The sequence below is a fragment of the Dickeya sp. CFBP 2040 genome, from assembly GCF_012273755.1.
GTDB lineage: Bacteria > Pseudomonadota > Gammaproteobacteria > Enterobacterales > Enterobacteriaceae > Dickeya > Dickeya poaceiphila.
Genome location: NZ_JAAVXH010000070.1, coordinates 15,012 through 30,637, shown reverse-complemented (window position 1 = coordinate 30,637; position 15,626 = coordinate 15,012). Strand labels below are relative to the sequence as shown.

Genomic DNA, 15,626 nt, shown 5'->3' with positions numbered 1-15,626 from the left:
TCAATGCGCCTTGCCTGGGTCAAAGGCGTCGCGGACCGCTTCGCCAATAAAAATAAGCAGTGATAACACTACCGCCAGCACCATAAAGACCGTGATGCCAAGCCACGGCGCCTGCAGGTTGTTTTTCCCTTCCAGCAACAGTCCACCGAGCGAAGCAGAACCTATCGGCAGACCAAAGCCCAGAAAATCGAGCGAGGTCAGGGTAGTGATGGAACCACACAAAATAAACGGCAGGTAGGTGAGGGTGGCGACCATCGCGTTGGGCAACATGCAACGAAACATGATTGACCGATCACTCACGCCCATCGCCTGTGCGGCACGGATATAGTCGAAATTGCGGGTACGCAGGAACTCCGCCCGCACCACACCGACCAGCGCCATCCAACCAAACAGCACTGTAATGCCTAACAGCCACCAGAAATTTGGCTGAATCACACTGGAGAGCAGGATAATCAGGAATAGCGTCGGCATTCCGGACCAGACTTCGATAACGCGTTGTCCCCACAGATCGACACGTCCGCCGTAATACCCCTGAGAAGCACCTACCACGATACCAATCAGGCTTGACAGCAGCGTTAACGCCAGTCCGAACAGAATGGAAATACGAAAGCCATAAAGCACTTGCGCCAGCACGTCACGCCCCTGGCTGTCAGTGCCGAGCAGGTTCTGGTGAGACGGAGGCGACGGAAACGCACTCTGAGTGGCGTAATTGATGGTGTCGTAGCGGTAGTGAATCAGCGGCCACAGCGCCCAGTCACCTTGTTCCAGACGCTGCGCCAGCCAGGGGTCGCGGTAATCAGTCGGTGTTGCCAACTGACCACCGAAAGTGGTTTCGCTGTAATCCACCATGAACGGTGCGTACCACTGTCCATTGTAACGTACCAGCAGCGGCTTATCGTTGGCGATCAACTCGGAACACAGCGTAACGACAAACAGCGCCAGAAAAACCCATAGCGACCAGTAGCCGCGACGATTAGCGCGAAAGCGCGCCCAGCGCGCCTGATTAATCGGGCTTAGACGGCTCATTGGCGCTCCTCGAAGTCGATACGTGGGTCAACCAACGTATAGGTCATGTCGCTGAGAATATTCAGCAGCAGGCCGATGAGGGTAAAAATGTACAGCGTACCGAACATCACCGGGTAATCGCGTTGTAAGGTGGCGTCGTATCCCAGCAGGCCAAGGCCATTGAGGGAGAACATGACCTCAATCAGCAGCGAGCCGGTAAAGAACATGCTGATGAAGGTGGCGGGGAAACCGGCGATTACTAATAACATGGCGTTGCGAAACACGTGGCGGTAGAGAATCCGTTTCTCATCCAGTCCTTTGGCGCGGGCGGTGATCACGTATTGTTTGCTGATTTCATCCAGAAACGAATTCTTGGTTAACATGGTCAAGGTGGCGAAACCGCCAATGACTGTCGCCAGCACCGGCAACGCGATGTGCCACAGATAATCGGTAATTTTGTCAAACCAGGACAGGCTGTCGAAATTCGGCGATATCAGCCCACGCAGCGGGAACCAGTCGAGGTAGCTGCCGCCAGCGAACAGTACGATCAGCAAAATAGCGAACAGGAATGCGGGAATGGCATAACCGACAATAATCAGTGTACTGCTCCAAACATCAAAAGCCGAGCCGGTACGCACCGCCTTCTTAATGCCGAGCGGGATCGACACCAGATAGATAATCAGCGTGCTCCACAACCCCAGTGATATCGAAACCGGCATACTCGCTTTAATCAAGGCAATGACTGATGAACCGCGAAACAGGCTGTTGCCGAAGTCAAACCGAACATAATCCCAAAGCAGTTTGAAGTAGCGCTGGTGCAGCGGTTTATCAAACCCGTAGCGTTTGGTGATTTCCTCGATCACTTCCGGGTCCAGCCCACGGGCGCCGCGATAGGTGTTTTCCACCGATGGTTTACCGCCGCCCGGTCCACGCGCCAGCCCACCGCCGTCGTTTCCGCCAGCACCGAAGCCGCTACTTTTGCCCATTTCAATCGACGCAATGGCTTGATCGACCGGGCCGCCCGGTGCGATTTGCACAATAAAAAAGTTGATGGTGATGATGGCCCATAGCGTGGGGATCACCAGTAATAATCGACGTAATAGGTAAGTTCCCACATCGGCTCCTTATTGACGCGCTGCCGGCAGGGTGGCTGCTTTAGCTGCGTCATACCACCAACTGTCGATGCCCAGCGTATAGGCCGGGCGGGTTGCCGGCATGGCGAATTTGTTCCAGTAGGCGAAACGATCGTGATTGGAATACCACATCGGTATGGCGAACTGGTTCCAGGTCAGTACCCGGTCTAACGCCGAGCCCAGCGACAATAGCGCTGTTTTGTCTCCCTGATGGCGAATGATGTTGTCAATCAACTGATCGATAGCCGTGTCCTGTACGCCCGGCGAGTTATAGGAGGAGTTGATATATCCGGAACTCCAACTGACGGCCAGATCTGAACTGGGGTAAGGCATCGCCGGGTATAGCTTCGGGATCATATCGAAATCGCGCTTGCGAAACCGGTTATTGAATTGCGGACTGTCAACGCTACGTACCTCCATGTGGATGCCGAGCCGTGCCAGACTATGCTGGAACGGTAATACGTAGATAGAGTTAGCGGCGCTTGGCAGCAACAGTTCGAAGCGGAACGGCTGACCGGTTTTTTTATTCACCAGCACCTGATTTTTCAATTCCCAACCTGCCTGTTGCAGCAGTTGCAGCGCGTTAAGCAGACCAGCGCGGTCATAACCGCTGCCATCGGACTCCTCCGGGCGGTATGCCGGACCAAAGACCTCCGCAGGAAGGTTATCTTTCAGCGGCGTCAACCAGGCCAGTTCTGCTGCTGATGGCATCCCCTGTGCGGCGTACTCGGTGTTCTGGAAAAAGCTGTAGGGGCGCTGATAGCTGCTAAAAAACAGTGCCTTGTTCATCCAGTTGAAGTCAAAGGCGATAGCCAGTGCCTGACGCACCCGGCGATCACTAAACTGCGGTCGTTGAATGTTAAATACCAGCCAGCGGGTATCTTGCGCTGCCTGGTTGGTCTCATCTTTCTTCAGAATGTAACCACGCGCAAAATTGCCGCCTTCGTACTGGGTTGCCCAGTTTTTAGGTGAACCCTCAATACGCAAATCGAATGCCCCGGCTTTGAAGGCTTCCAGCGCGACACTGTCGTCCAGATAATAGTCGTAACGTAACTGGTCAAAGTTGTAGCGGCCACGGTTGACCGGCAGATTAGCGGCCCAGTAGTCGGTTACGCGGGAATAAATCACGTACTGGCCCATGCGGTAATCGGTGATGCGATAGGGACCGCTGGCCAGCGGAGGCGTGCTTAGCGGGTCGCTGAGTTTGTGGTCACGCCAGAATTTCTCCGGCATGACCGGCAGCGTTAACATCCCCAGCATTTTTTCTTTGTCTGGGGTAGGGAAGGTAAAGCGTACCCGGTGTGGGTTAATCACGCTGGCTTCGGTGCCTTTGTAGTACAGGCGGAACTGTGGCACACCCTGTGTCATAAACATAGTAAACGTGAACGCGACGTCATCGGCGGTAACCGGCGTGCCATCATGGAAATGCGCAGCAGGATTCATGTCCACTTCTATCCAGCTGTAATCACTGGCATAGCGTGCGGTAAGCGCAATCAGTGGGTAGTAACTGCCCGGTTCGTCTTCCGAGCTGACATATAACGAATCGTAGAGGCTTTCAGTGCGAGCGGCAGCCAGGCCACGCAACGCAAAACGGTTAAAATTATCGAAGGTACCCAGCGCGCTAAAGGTAACTTTACCGCCTTTGGGGGCTGATGGATTGGTGTAGTCGTAATGGGTGAAATTCTGCTGATATTTCGGTTCGCCGAGAGTGGCAAACGCATAAGTCTGTAATATGGTCGGCTCGGCATGGGCGAGCCAGGTGCAGGCAGACAGCAAGATGGCGAGAATTGCACGAGTAAACATCGAGATGACAGCCTCCTGATAATCTCTGTTTCTCCGTGTGAACAGCAGGTTACCGGAGAAAGTGCCTGAAATTCCTGATAATCGTGATGCCGGACGATATGGCGCTCTGTTTTACCATGAATAAGACCTCAAACCTACTGTTAATCGGCCCAGATGGTTATTGGCATAAATAAGCAATAAAAAACGCCGCTGTCTGACGAGCGGCGTTTCGAATTTCTTTAGATAACATCAAGGAAAAATAAAATCAGCTGTGCGGACCTTGTTTCAGCACGCGGCGCGCTTCACGGTAACGTGATTTCCAGTAGCTGTCATCCATGCTGGAAATCGTCACACCGATGCTGGTGGAAGCATGAACGAACTGCTGGTTACCGAGGTAAATTCCCATGTGACGGCCAGTAGAACCGGCATGGAATACAACAAGGTCGCCTGGGCGTAAGCTATTGCGCTGGATTTGAACGCCGATATCTTTCTGTTCGTAGCTGGAACGCGGTAAATCCATACCGAATTGTTCACGGAAGGTGCGCTGAACGAAACCAGAGCAATCAATACCTTTGCGGCTGTCGCCGCCGAGACGATAGCGTACGCCTTTCCAGCTGGCATATTGCTCAAGCAACCTGGATTTAACTTCCACGTTGCGAACCATCGCTTCGAATTCATCCTGAGAGGCTTGTAGTGAAGGGTCACCACCGTTAACCACATGCCTATCAGTTTGATTATTAAGATTTGCAGTATTGTTGGTACAGGCAGAAAGCGCTATCGCTACTGCCATAGCAGGCAAAGCCCGCCAGATATATCTCAGAGTCGGTTGAGATTTGACCATTGTTGTTATGTTCCCTTGATGTCCTTAACGATTCAATCGTTATCGCTGTGTTTATGAACGCTGTATCTACGGCAAACAAAACGTGTGTCAGACTAAAACACTACTTTTAATGGGACAATTACTCATCAGCCGATTTGTGCAACACCGCACATTATTATCGGTGTGGCAACGGTTATTTGACTGGCCGGATGTCTACCCATAAATTACGGACCCCGACGACCATACCTTAACGAAAAACAGATTGCGAGTTTTTTTGTCTTTTTTGTTGATATGATTTCGTGATGAAATCTCTCACATCAACCCTATAAAAATCTGCAGCAAGCGAGCAGGACGAGACATAACCGAGACTATGGCGCGTTGTCAGACATTCTGACTGGTTATCTCCTGCGTCAGCGGCGTATAACTACTTATACTACTTACATTAAACGGGCATTTAGCAACTGCTTTTGCAGTGTGTTCCATTCCGCTTCAGACTCATTAATGATTTCTATACGGCTGTCCGGCGGTGAAGCGGGTTGCGTTTCAATGCGCAGGTCGAACCCCTGACGGTTGACTACCAGCGTGCCTTCCGGGATACGCATCACGCCCTTAACACGGCTTACCGGTGCCAGACGCACCCAGTCAAGCAGACTGGCGGTGTTGAACTGCGTCTCGCTATCGAAAATCCAGCCGCAGGCGTAATAGCCCTGGCCTTGATTCAATGCCCGACGCCAGCTTTCCCGACCCGTCAGTTTTAGTGCGGCCAGGCCGGTTTTGGCTGGCGTGTCGTGATGATGATGACGGGCATCCGGCAGAACGGCGTGATTTTCTCGCGGCAACTCCAGCACAGCCGTATCCAACTGCCCCTGAGACACCGTGATCAGGCGGCGAGCCTGACCCTGCTGTTGATACCAGTGTTGCAGCGCGTCGCGGTCACTTGCCTGCCAGGTATCTTCCTTATTAGCGATGATGATGTCAGCAGCGGCGAGCTGATCACGGAAGTTTTCATTGTCGGTGTAGCGGCTGTCGCTAAGCTGACGCGCATCCAGCAAACACAGCGTAGCCTGCAACTGAAGCCACGGTTGATAGGCTTGCGAGGTCAGTAACGTAAGAATCTGCTTTGGATGCCCCAACCCGGTGGGTTCAATCAGTAACCGGTGGGGTTTTTTCTGCAACAGCATGTTGAGTCCCACCTGCATCGGCAGACCGTTGACACAGCACATACAGCCGCCGGGAATTTCTTTGAGCAGTGCGCCCGTGTCGCTCAACAATGCGCCGTCGATGCCGATTTCACCGAACTCATTGACCAGTACCGCCCAGGTTTCTTCTTCGGGCTTACCCGCGAGCAGGTGCCTGATGGTGGTGGTTTTGCCGCTACCGAGAAAGCCGGTGATCAGGTTTACTTTCGTCAGCACAGGAAACTCCTTACGTCAGCAGAAATGCGTCTGGCGTGGTGCCAGACGCAGGTAGTATCCGCGGTGATAATCAGTCCGCACGACCCATATAGCGGCGCTCAGGAATATGAATACGAATTTTTTCACCGGCGCTCAGGTATTCCGGAACATGAATGATCAGGCCGGTAGTCAGTGTAGCGGGTTTGTTGCGGGCGCTGGCGGATGCCCCTTTGATGCCCGGCGCGGTTTCCACGATTTCCAGATCAACCGTCTGCGGCAGTTCCAGGGCCAGCAACTGCCCGTCCATGGTTAATACCTGAATGCCCGGCATACCGCCTTCGGGAAGGAACAGCAGTTCGTCTTCGATCTGATCTTTCTTGAAGGTATACGGGGTGTAGTCTTCCTCGTCCATAAAGATGTACTCGTCGCCATCAATATAGGAGAAAGTAACGGAACGGCGGGTTAGGGTGATGGTGTCCAGAATGTCATCACCCTTGAAACGTTCTTCTACTTTCAGGCCGGTACGAACATCGGAAAAACGCATTTTGTATAGCGTACTGGCGCCGCGAGCACTGGGACTTTGAATATCGATATCTTTTACCAGCAGCAATTTACCGTTGTAGTTAACGGCCATGCCGCGTTTGATCTCATTTGCTCTTGCCATGAAACATACCTTAAATAAAAGAAGAGAAATTTTTGTGGCGACACGTTACTCGTCAGGATGGGTTCAGGCAAGTGGGATTTGTGGCTGCCAGTGGCGAAACAAACTGCCAATAAGGCAGTGAGAACGATGTTAATCAAAACGACGTTAGTAACGATGTAATGTAGTAGCCTTGCGGCCAGCAGCCTGTTAGGCTCTGCGGCCTGAAATAGCAACGGGAATGCCCGGAGGTCAATGATGGAATGTCGTCCTGATTGCGGTGCCTGCTGTATCGCGCCGTCGATCTCCAGCCCGATTCCCGGTATGCCGCAGGGAAAACCAGCCAATACACCCTGTATCCATCTGGACGAGCGAATGCGCTGTGGGCTGTTCTTTTCGCCATTGCGCCCGGCGGTGTGTCGCGGACTGCAACCAAGCCGCGATATGTGCCTGAATCACCGTGATGAGGCGATGTTGTATCTTATCCGGTTGGAGGACACCACCGCACCCTGACAACAGTCAAACATCGCGGATGCGCCACATGCAGGCAGCCGCGCCGGCCAGCATGGCGATGGCAATAACAAAACCGGCATGATAACTCCAGACTTCAGCCACCATGCCTGCCAGGGAACCGGAAATAATCCAGCCGACTCTGGTGGTGTTGGTGAACAGTGTGGTGGCGGCTCCCGCCTGACCCGGCATCAGATCCTGAAAATACAGCATTCCCATTCCGGCCAGAATACCGATGAAAACCGCGTTCAGCAGTTGCAGTGCCAGCAACGCCCAGGACGCGTTCAGCAGTGTCAGCCCGGCATAGAAGATTAGCCCGGCGATCACGGCCAGCCGCATCAGCAGGCGCTTGCCTAACCGGCTGGCCAGATAGCCTGCCAGCAACATCACCGGAATTTCCAGTCCGGCTGCGGTGCCCATCATGACTCCGGCCAGTTTTTCCGGTAACCGTAGCTCATTGACCAGATATAACGGCATATTGATGAGATAAATACCGTTACAGGTCCACATTAGGGTACAGGCACTAAATAGCAATAGCGTATCGCGCCGGTTTTGCCGGGGCGATTCCAGTGTGGCAGCAGATTTGACCCGGAGTTTAGGCATTGACGGCAGCAACAGCCACACCAACAGCCCGCATACGACAAACACCGCGGCTGCAGTCAGGTACATTGCCGGGAAACCGAAACCCAGCGCCAGCGCGAAGGAGACCGGCGGTCCAATCACCCAGGACAAGGAGATCTGTGCTCGCATCACTGAACTGAACATGGCTGCGCCGCGACCTGCCCGGTCAGTGTGTTCCCGTGCCAGCGCGAACAACTGTGGGTTGGCGGTGGAGCCGAAACTCGACAGCAGTACGCCGACGAACAGCAGAACAAAGTAGTTGCGATTCCATGCGTATAGCAGGCAGGACAAGGCACCCAGCAGGCAGCATTGCAGTATCAGAATTTTGCGATCACCACGACGATCAGAGTAAGAGGCCAGAATTTGGCTGACAACGATACCAATCACCGCGCTGCCGGTATAAAACAACCCAACCATGAATGGGCGGACCTGTACTTCGTTTGATAAAAACAGGCTGAGCGTGGGGAGCTGCAACGCGCCGGCGATTCCGGTCAGAAAAGCAATCACCAGAAACGCCGACGATGTCAGGTCTGGCAGGCGTCTGGCCGAGCGAACAGAAGAAAGAGGCATACGGTATTCAGGTTAAAAAAAGAACGCAAAGAAAACACAACACATTATGTCACGCCAATGAGGTAGAAACGAAAGCCAGTTTCCATTTTTTTCTTCAGCACCTATTCAGCAGCAGTGTGACAACGCGTTAACGATTGTGGGATTTTAGCGCGAAAGTGTGCGTGACCTCTAAGATCTGTCATTTCATCCATGCAGAATGCTTGCATAGACATACCGAAAAACGCAGAATTTTTGAAACGTTTCAGCGGCGTTTTGCTGAAATGGTTTGAAAAAATCAGCAAATTATTTCTCATAAAAGCTGAAACGATTCAAGTTCAGCGAGAGAGGATCATTATGTTTCAGTTGTCACAGCACGATATTCATTTAGGTGCTTGCGCCGGTAATAAAGACGAAGCCATCCGCCAGGTGGCTGCCGCACTGACCGAAGCGGGTTGCGTAAGCGAGGGATATGTTGAGGGAATGCTTCAGCGCGAACAGCAGACCTCGACTTATCTTGGCAGTGGTATTGCCATTCCACATGGCACTACCGATACCCGTGATCTGGTCCAGAAAACCGGTGTTCAGGTGTTCCAGTTCCCGCAGGGGATCGCGTGGGGTGAAGACCAGACAGCATATGTCGTGCTGGGCATCGCAGCCCGCTCTGACGAGCATCTGGCGCTGTTGCGTCAACTGACTCATGTCCTGAGCGATGACCGCGTCGCGGCTCGACTGGCTACGACCACGTCTGCAGATGAACTGCGCGGATTGTTGATGGGCGAACAACTGGCAGGGACATTCCGCTTTGACACCTCGCTAATTAGCCTGAATGTGGCAACTGACAACCTGATGACGTTGCAGGCGCTGAATGCCGGTCGTTTGCAACAGATTGGCGCAGTCGATGCCAGCTTTGTCAGCCATGTGGTAGCCACTACACCGACCCATCTGGGGCAGGGCATCTGGCTGAGCGACAGCCTGAACGGCAATCTGGTAAGTGCCCTGGCGGTGAGCCGCCCGACAGAACCTTTCGCGGTAGATGGTGAGAACGTGGCGTTGTTGCTGACGGTTTCAGCCGCAGATGAACAAGTATTCGCATCGCTGGATTATCTCAGTAAGTTGTTGATCGCCGGCAAGGCTGACCGTCTGTTGTCTGCTGACGAAGCCACACTGCTGGCGCTGCTGACCAGCGAAGAGGACGTGGAAGGGGAAGAAGAGAGTGACGCGCTGGTGGCGGAATTTACCATCCGTAATGAGCACGGTCTTCATGCTCGCCCTGGTGCGATGTTGGTCAATGTTATCAAACAGTTCTCCAGCGAAATAACGGTGACGAATCTTGATGGCAGCGGCAAACCGGCCAACGGACGCAGCCTGATGAAAGTGGTGGCGTTGGGTGTCAAGAGTGGCCATCGTCTGCGCTTTACCGCTCGCGGCAGCGATGCGCAAGCCGCGTTGGACGCCATTGGTGAAGCTATTCAGTCTGGTCTTGGGGAGGGTGCAGCATGAGCAGGCGCGTTGCCACCATTACCCTAAATCCCGCCTATGATTTAGTAGGGTACTGCCCGGAAATTGAGCGCGGCGAAGTCAATCTGGTTCAGACGACTGGACTTCATGCGGCGGGCAAAGGCATCAATGTTGCCAAGGTGCTTAAAGATCTCGGTATTGATGTCACCGTGGGCGGTTTCCTGGGGAAAGATAATCAGGATGGCTTTCAACAGTTATTCAGCGAATTGGGCATCGCTAACCGTTTCCAGGTGGTGTCGGGACGTACACGCATTAACGTCAAACTCACTGAGCAGAATGGCGATGTAACCGACCTGAATTTCTCCGGTTTTGAAGTAACGCAGCAGGACTGGCAGCGTTTCGTCAACGATTCGCTGAGCTGGCTGGGGCAGTTTGACATGGTCGCCGTCAGCGGCAGCCTGCCGAGCGGTGTTGACCCGGATGCGTTTACCGACTGGATGTCGCGTCTGCGTAGCCAGTGCCCGTGCATTATTTTCGATAGCAGCCGTGAAGCGCTGGTCGCTGGTCTGAAAGCCTCTCCGTGGCTGGTGAAACCGAACCGCCGCGAGCTGGAAATTTGGGCCGGACGCAAATTGCCCACGTTGGCGGATGTTGTTGATGCAGCCCATGCGCTGCGCGAACAGGGTATTGCTCATGTCGTGATTTCGCTGGGAGCGGAAGGTGCGCTATGGGTCAATGCGTCCGGTGCCTGGCGGGCGATGCCGCCGGCCTGTGAAGTGATCAGTACGGTAGGTGCGGGTGACTCCATGGTGGGGGGATTGATTTATGGCTTATTGATGCGTGAGTCCAGTGAACATACGTTACGTCTGGCCACTGCGGTGGCAGCGCTGGCCGTTAGCCAGAGTAACGTAGGCATTAGTGATCGTCCGCAGCTGGCTGCGATGATGGCGCGTGTTGATCTACAACCCTTTAACTGACAGCAGGAGATAAACAATGAAAACGCTGCTGATACTTGATAAATCACTGGGACTGGCGAAAAGCCGTCTGGTGAAAAATTTGCTCGGTGCGGCCGCCGCTAACGCAGGGCTTACCCTCACCGAGCAACTTGCCGATGCGGAACTGGCCATTGTGCTGGGCTCTCCCGTACAGGCAGACAGCGGTCTGAATGGCAAGAAAGTGTTTGCCGGAGATGTGGAGCTGGCATTGAGTCAGCCCGCTCAGTTCCTGGAACAAGCGAAGGCGCAAGCGCAGCCGTATCAGGCGCCTGCTGCTACCGCAACTGCAAGCGCAGCGGCTCCGACTGCTGCCAAACGCATTGTGGCGGTGACGGCCTGTCCAACCGGTGTGGCTCACACCTTTATGGCGGCTGAAGCAATTGAAAGTGAAGCGAAAAAACGTGGCTGGTGGGTGAAAGTGGAAACCCGCGGTTCCGTGGGTGCTGGAAACCCGATAAGCCCGGAAGAAGTTGAGCAGGCGGATCTGGTGATCGTGGCGGCGGATATCGAAGTTGACCTTAGCAAGTTCGCTGGTAAAAAAATGTATCGTACGTCTACCGGTCTGGCACTGAAGAAGACGGCGCAAGAGTTTGATAAAGCGTTGTCTGAAGCGGTGGTGTTCCAGCCATCCGCTCAGAGCGGTGCGTCGGCTGGCGGCGAGTCCGCCAAAAAAGGCGGCGCAGGTCCGTATCGTCACCTGCTGACTGGTGTGTCGTATATGCTGCCGATGGTGGTGGCGGGTGGTCTGTGTATTGCTCTGTCCTTCGTGTTCGGGATTACCGCGTTCAAGGAAGAAGGAACGCTGGCGGCGGCGCTGATGAAGATCGGCGGCGGTTCGGCGTTTGCCCTGATGGTGCCGGTACTGGCCGGTTATATCGCATTCTCGATTGCTGACCGTCCGGGCCTGACGCCGGGCTTAGTCGGTGGGATGCTGGCTGTCAGCACCGGTGCGGGTTTCCTTGGCGGTATCATCGCCGGGTTCCTGGCGGGGTATCTGGCACGCGCTATCAGCAACCACGTGACATTACCGCAGAGCATGTCGGCGTTAAAACCGATCTTGATTATTCCGCTATTCGCTACGCTGATTACCGGTCTCATCATGATTTATGTCGTCGGTACGCCGGTTGCGAAAATTCTGACTGGCCTGACGGGCTGGCTGCAGTCCATGGGTACGGCTAATGCGGTCATTTTGGGCGCTATTCTGGGCGGTATGATGTGTACCGATATGGGTGGCCCGGTAAACAAAGTGGCCTATGTGTTCGGTACCACGCTGCTGAGTAGCCAGGTGTATGCGCCAATGGCCGCCGTAATGGCTTCCGGTATGGTGCCTCCGCTGGCGATGGGTCTGGCAACCTTTATTGCCGCTAAGAAATTCACTGCCAGCGAGCGCGAAGGTGGCAAGGCTGCGGTAGTGCTGGGGCTGTGCTTCATCTCCGAAGGGGCCATTCCTTACGCTGCCCGTGACCCGATGCGTGTGCTACCGTGCTGTATCCTGGGGGGCGCGCTGACCGGTGCAATCTCCATGGCGATTGGCGCGAAACTGATGGCGCCGCACGGCGGCCTGTTCGTGCTGCTGATTCCGGGTGCGATTACGCCGGTGTTGGGTTACCTGCTCTCCATCGTGGCGGGTACGGTAGTGGCTGGCGTGCTGTACGCTGTGCTGAAACGTCCGGAAGAGCAACTGGTTAAAGCCTGATAGGGCTGTCAGCCGTCTGAAACGCCGGTCCTGTGACCGGCGTTTTTTACGTTTTTTCCGCTGCACCGGCTAATCGCGGTATGATTTTGCCTTGCTATAGGGGAACAGAAGGAGAACCTTATGCCGCGTCATAATGCCAGTCGTGGAATTTTGGTGCTGGAGTCACCCTGGGAGCTGGACGAGCACGATGCCAATCGTTCATCCGTGGTGCCGTTCATGGAAGGCATTGCCAAAGCTGCCGGTGATACCGAGGTGTATTACGCGAATTTCTACGATAAGAAGAGTTTTCGCACCGCATTACATTGTTTGTGCAAAATCCCGTTCAAAAACATCATTATTTATGTCGCAGCGCACGGTCAGGGGAAAAAACTAGGCGGTACGCATATTCGTGATGTGCTGTTGCCGGTAGGGGAATTATCCCATCATTTCAATATTACCGGTCTGCTACTTGGCGCCTGTTTTGTGGGTGCTCATACTGATCTAATGGAAACCTTCACCAGTGGTAATCACTTGCGGTGGTGTGCCGGATATGCCTCAGAAACCGAATGGCTGACGGGGACCTTGCTCGACTGCGCGATCATCAATCAGATGCTGTCGCTAAAAAAGAGCGCCTTCGCAGAGAGAGAGACTATCGTTGAGAATCTGGCGCTGGCGATTTCTCCCTTCCACGATAAATACGCGATTGGGCGCGATACGCATGGCAAGCCGATGCCACTGCGCGATGCCTTTCAGTGTGTGGTTCAGCCCAGCGGACAAGGCCACAAGCCACGCACGGTATCAGACAAGATATTTCAGCGGGCGGCGCAATTACGACGAGAAGAGGTCGCGTAGTTGCGGATGAGGTGAATAGGTCGTTGTGGATGAATAGGCGGCCAGACGCTGACCGCAACATGGATTCAGGCACCGCTGGCAGGCAACGGCTGCTGTGACTTCAGCCAGGCGATTTCCTGCGCCCAGATATCCGGGTTGATGGTTTCCAGAATCAGCGGAATGCCGTCAAAGCGTGGGTCGCGCATGATATAGCTGAACACGGTTTTGCCGATGTTACCCTCGCCCAAACTGTGATGACGGTCTACCCGACTGTTGAACTCGCTTTTAGCGTCATTCAGGTGCATACCGCGCAAATAGCGAAAACCGACGATGCGTTCCAGTTCAGCAAAGGTGTGTTCGCAGTCGGCGTCAGTGCGTAGATCATAGCCGCCGGCGAATGCATGGCAGGTATCGATGCAGACGCCGACCCGGCTTTTGTCTTCTACCTGACTGATGATTTCCGCCAGATGTTCAAAGCGAAACCCCAGATTGCTGCCCTGACCAGCTGTATTTTCGATCACCGCGGTCACGCCGTTGGTTGCGTCCAGCGCCAGATTGATAGACTGGGCGATGCGGCTCAGGCAGGTGCTTTCGTCTATCTGGCGCAAATGACTGCCGGGATGGAAATTCAGCAACGTCAGCCCCAGTTGCTGGCAACGCGACATCTCATCGATAAATGCCGTCTGGGATTTTTGTAAGGCATCATCGTCCGGATGCCCCAGATTGATCAGGTAACTATCGTGCGGCAGTATCTGCGCCGGTGTGAATTGATATTGCGCACAGGCGGCCTGAAAACGATCAATGATATCCGCCGTTAACGGCGGGGCCTGCCACTGACGCTGATTTTTGGTAAACAGCGCAAATGCCGTGGCGCCAATCTCATGGGCGCGGGCTGCCGCCTGATCCACGCCGCCTGAGGCACTGACGTGGGCTCCGACATACTTCATACTTTTCTCCTTTTTCATGCCTGCGCATTATGACATTACCGCATAGCCAACTGTAGCCTTGTTTCTTTCAGGCGAAAATCAGGCGAAAAGATGCTGTACTGCCAGATTAATCGCCGCGCCGCCTGCTACCAGCCAGATAAACAGAATCGCCGCCAGCAGCAATGGCTTGATTCCTGCCTGTCGTAGCGTGTTCAGCCGTGTCGCCAGCCCCAGAGCTACCATCGCCATGGTCAACAGCACGTTGTCGAGTTGTGTCAGCATGGCGACCCAACCTGCCGGTAACCAGTCCAGCGAGTTGATCCCACACACCATGACAAAGCCCAGCGCAAACCACGGGTAACCCGCGCTGGCGCTTGTGACAGACTGTTGCGCCGGCTGACGCTGCTTTAGCCACAGGCCGAGTAGAAACAGAAATGGTGCCAGCATCATGACTCGCAGCATCTTACCGATGACTGCGGTATTTTCGGTGACCGGGCTGATGGCATGACCAGCGGCGACTACCTGAGCCACTTCATGCACGGTTGATCCAAGATAGACGCCGAAAGTCTGCGGGGTAAATAACCAGCCGCTATACTGGATAAAATGTTGGTACATCCATGGGTAAAGAAACATGGCGGTGGTACCAAACAGGACGACGGTGGATACCGCGACCGCGACTTTATCGGCGGTACTTTTCAGTACCGGGGCGGTGGCCAGTACTGCTGCCGCGCCGCAAATACTGCTGCCTGCGCCAATCAGCAAAGCGGTATGTCCGTCCAGTTGGAACCAGCGCCGCCCCAGCCAATAGGCGAGCAGCAGGGTGGAGGTGAGTGTCAGCAGGTCTATCACCAGACCGGCAGCCCCGATGGTGGTGAGTTGCTGAAAGCTAAGTTTGAAGCCGTACAGGATGATGCCCCAGCGCAGCAGGTAATGCCGGGACCATTGAACACCGGCATCACACCAGGGTTGCAGGTGTGAATAAACGGTATTACCCAGCACCATGCCCACCAGTATCGCCAGCGTCAGGGAGCCTAGCCCCAATCCTGCGATCATCGGCATAGCGGATAGCCGTAATGCGCCCTGAGTCAGCAGGCCGGTCAGGATAATGCCGGTCAGCAGGTAGCCTGCGTTGAATAAGCTGGATAAAGAGAAAAGCCGTTGCACCCTGGGAAAAAATAAAAACATAGCCAGACCTGATTTGAATCGTGAGGTTGAGGGCACAGCCTATGATCAGTACGCTTAAAATAGAAATTGATTATATATTTATAACCTATAGATATTTACGAT

Annotated in this window: 14 protein-coding genes; 5 read left to right on the top strand and 9 right to left on the bottom strand. The window is 54.2% G+C overall.

What is annotated here, in order from left to right:
• From Dpoa2040_RS08655 to yeiP, 6 genes are all read right to left on the bottom strand, one after another.
• Positions 1 to 1,026, bottom strand: a complete 1,026-nt coding sequence (locus tag Dpoa2040_RS08655) for an ABC transporter permease (RefSeq protein WP_168640995.1) — start codon at positions 1,024 to 1,026, stop codon at positions 1 to 3.
• The gene (locus Dpoa2040_RS08650) at positions 1,023 to 2,120 is read right to left on the bottom strand and encodes a microcin C ABC transporter permease YejB (RefSeq protein WP_168640994.1); all 1,098 of its coding nucleotides are present in this window, start codon (positions 2,118 to 2,120) and stop codon (positions 1,023 to 1,025) included. The genes Dpoa2040_RS08655 and Dpoa2040_RS08650 overlap by 4 nt, the downstream gene beginning before the upstream one ends.
• Before the next feature lie 9 nt (positions 2,121 to 2,129).
• Positions 2,130 to 3,941 carry an extracellular solute-binding protein gene (locus Dpoa2040_RS08645; RefSeq protein ID WP_168640993.1) on the bottom strand — a complete coding sequence of 604 codons (1,812 nt, stop codon included), beginning with the start codon at positions 3,939 to 3,941 and terminating at the stop codon, positions 2,130 to 2,132.
• A gap of 244 nt (positions 3,942 to 4,185) precedes the next feature.
• Positions 4,186 to 4,761, bottom strand: a complete 576-nt coding sequence (mepS, locus tag Dpoa2040_RS08640; protein WP_042870117.1) for a bifunctional murein DD-endopeptidase/murein LD-carboxypeptidase — start codon at positions 4,759 to 4,761, stop codon at positions 4,186 to 4,188.
• Positions 4,762 to 5,177: 416 nt separating this feature from the next.
• On the bottom strand, positions 5,178 to 6,155 hold the full coding sequence (locus tag Dpoa2040_RS08635; protein WP_168640992.1) for a GTP-binding protein: 978 nt from the start codon (positions 6,153 to 6,155) through the stop codon (positions 5,178 to 5,180).
• Between the two features lie 70 nt (positions 6,156 to 6,225).
• Positions 6,226 to 6,798 (bottom strand): elongation factor P-like protein YeiP, encoded by a 573-nt coding sequence (yeiP, locus tag Dpoa2040_RS08630; protein ID WP_042870121.1) that lies wholly within the window; start codon positions 6,796 to 6,798, stop codon positions 6,226 to 6,228.
• A 234-nt stretch (positions 6,799 to 7,032) separates the two neighbouring features.
• On the opposite strand from yeiP, the gene Dpoa2040_RS08625 reads away from it, so the two are divergent.
• A complete protein-coding gene (locus Dpoa2040_RS08625; protein ID WP_168641007.1) occupies positions 7,033 to 7,287 on the top strand; it encodes a YkgJ family cysteine cluster protein in 255 nt (84 codons plus the stop codon).
• Positions 7,288 to 7,293: 6 nt separating this feature from the next.
• On the opposite strand, the gene Dpoa2040_RS08620 is transcribed toward Dpoa2040_RS08625, so the two are convergent.
• Positions 7,294 to 8,475 (bottom strand): sugar efflux transporter, encoded by a 1,182-nt coding sequence (locus Dpoa2040_RS08620; RefSeq protein WP_168640991.1) that lies wholly within the window; start codon positions 8,473 to 8,475, stop codon positions 7,294 to 7,296.
• Between the two features lie 333 nt (positions 8,476 to 8,808).
• Between Dpoa2040_RS08620 and fruB the strand changes: the two genes are divergently transcribed.
• The 4 genes from fruB (at position 8,809) to Dpoa2040_RS08600 (ending at position 13,434) form a co-directional block, all read left to right on the top strand.
• Entirely contained in the window at positions 8,809 to 9,954 is a 1,146-nt protein-coding gene (fruB, locus tag Dpoa2040_RS08615) for a fused PTS fructose transporter subunit IIA/HPr protein (protein WP_168640990.1), read from the top strand.
• Complete coding sequence (gene fruK, locus Dpoa2040_RS08610) at positions 9,951 to 10,889, top strand: 1-phosphofructokinase (RefSeq protein ID WP_016942527.1); 939 nt, start codon at positions 9,951 to 9,953, stop codon at positions 10,887 to 10,889. The genes fruB and fruK overlap by 4 nt, the downstream gene beginning before the upstream one ends.
• Positions 10,890 to 10,905: 16 nt before the next feature.
• On the top strand, positions 10,906 to 12,603 hold the full coding sequence (gene fruA, locus Dpoa2040_RS08605) for a PTS fructose transporter subunit IIBC (RefSeq protein ID WP_042870130.1): 1,698 nt from the start codon (positions 10,906 to 10,908) through the stop codon (positions 12,601 to 12,603).
• Positions 12,604 to 12,723: 120 nt separating this feature from the next.
• Entirely contained in the window at positions 12,724 to 13,434 is a 711-nt protein-coding gene (locus Dpoa2040_RS08600; protein WP_042870132.1) for a hypothetical protein, read from the top strand.
• Between the two features lie 65 nt (positions 13,435 to 13,499).
• Here Dpoa2040_RS08600 and nfo read toward each other — a convergent pair whose 3' ends face one another.
• Positions 13,500 to 14,360, bottom strand: a complete 861-nt coding sequence (gene nfo / locus Dpoa2040_RS08595) for a deoxyribonuclease IV (RefSeq protein ID WP_168640989.1) — start codon at positions 14,358 to 14,360, stop codon at positions 13,500 to 13,502.
• A gap of 78 nt (positions 14,361 to 14,438) precedes the next feature.
• Positions 14,439 to 15,530: a YeiH family protein gene (locus tag Dpoa2040_RS08590; RefSeq protein WP_168641006.1), complete on the bottom strand. Its 1,092-nt coding sequence runs from the start codon at positions 15,528 to 15,530 to the stop codon at positions 14,439 to 14,441.
• Positions 15,531 to 15,626 lie beyond the last annotated feature (96 nt).

What these genes read in the sequence shown, in the direction of transcription:
- Dpoa2040_RS08655 (WP_168640995.1), bottom strand. Translation starts at nt 1,026, where the DNA reads ATGAGCCGTCTAAGCCCGATTAATCAGGCGCGCTGGGCGCGCTTTCGC.
- Dpoa2040_RS08645 (WP_168640993.1), bottom strand. Translation starts at nt 3,941, where the DNA reads ATGTTTACTCGTGCAATTCTCGCCATCTTGCTGTCTGCCTGCACCTGG.
- mepS (WP_042870117.1), bottom strand. Translation starts at nt 4,761, where the DNA reads ATGGTCAAATCTCAACCGACTCTGAGATATATCTGGCGGGCTTTGCCT.
- yeiP (WP_042870121.1), bottom strand. Translation starts at nt 6,798, where the DNA reads ATGGCAAGAGCAAATGAGATCAAACGCGGCATGGCCGTTAACTACAAC.
- Dpoa2040_RS08625 (WP_168641007.1), top strand. Translation starts at nt 7,033, where the DNA reads ATGGAATGTCGTCCTGATTGCGGTGCCTGCTGTATCGCGCCGTCGATC.
- Dpoa2040_RS08620 (WP_168640991.1), bottom strand. Translation starts at nt 8,475, where the DNA reads ATGCCTCTTTCTTCTGTTCGCTCGGCCAGACGCCTGCCAGACCTGACA.
- fruB (WP_168640990.1), top strand. Translation starts at nt 8,809, where the DNA reads ATGTTTCAGTTGTCACAGCACGATATTCATTTAGGTGCTTGCGCCGGT.
- fruK (WP_016942527.1), top strand. Translation starts at nt 9,951, where the DNA reads ATGAGCAGGCGCGTTGCCACCATTACCCTAAATCCCGCCTATGATTTA.
- fruA (WP_042870130.1), top strand. Translation starts at nt 10,906, where the DNA reads ATGAAAACGCTGCTGATACTTGATAAATCACTGGGACTGGCGAAAAGC.
- Dpoa2040_RS08600 (WP_042870132.1), top strand. Translation starts at nt 12,724, where the DNA reads ATGCCGCGTCATAATGCCAGTCGTGGAATTTTGGTGCTGGAGTCACCC.
- nfo (WP_168640989.1), bottom strand. Translation starts at nt 14,360, where the DNA reads ATGAAGTATGTCGGAGCCCACGTCAGTGCCTCAGGCGGCGTGGATCAG.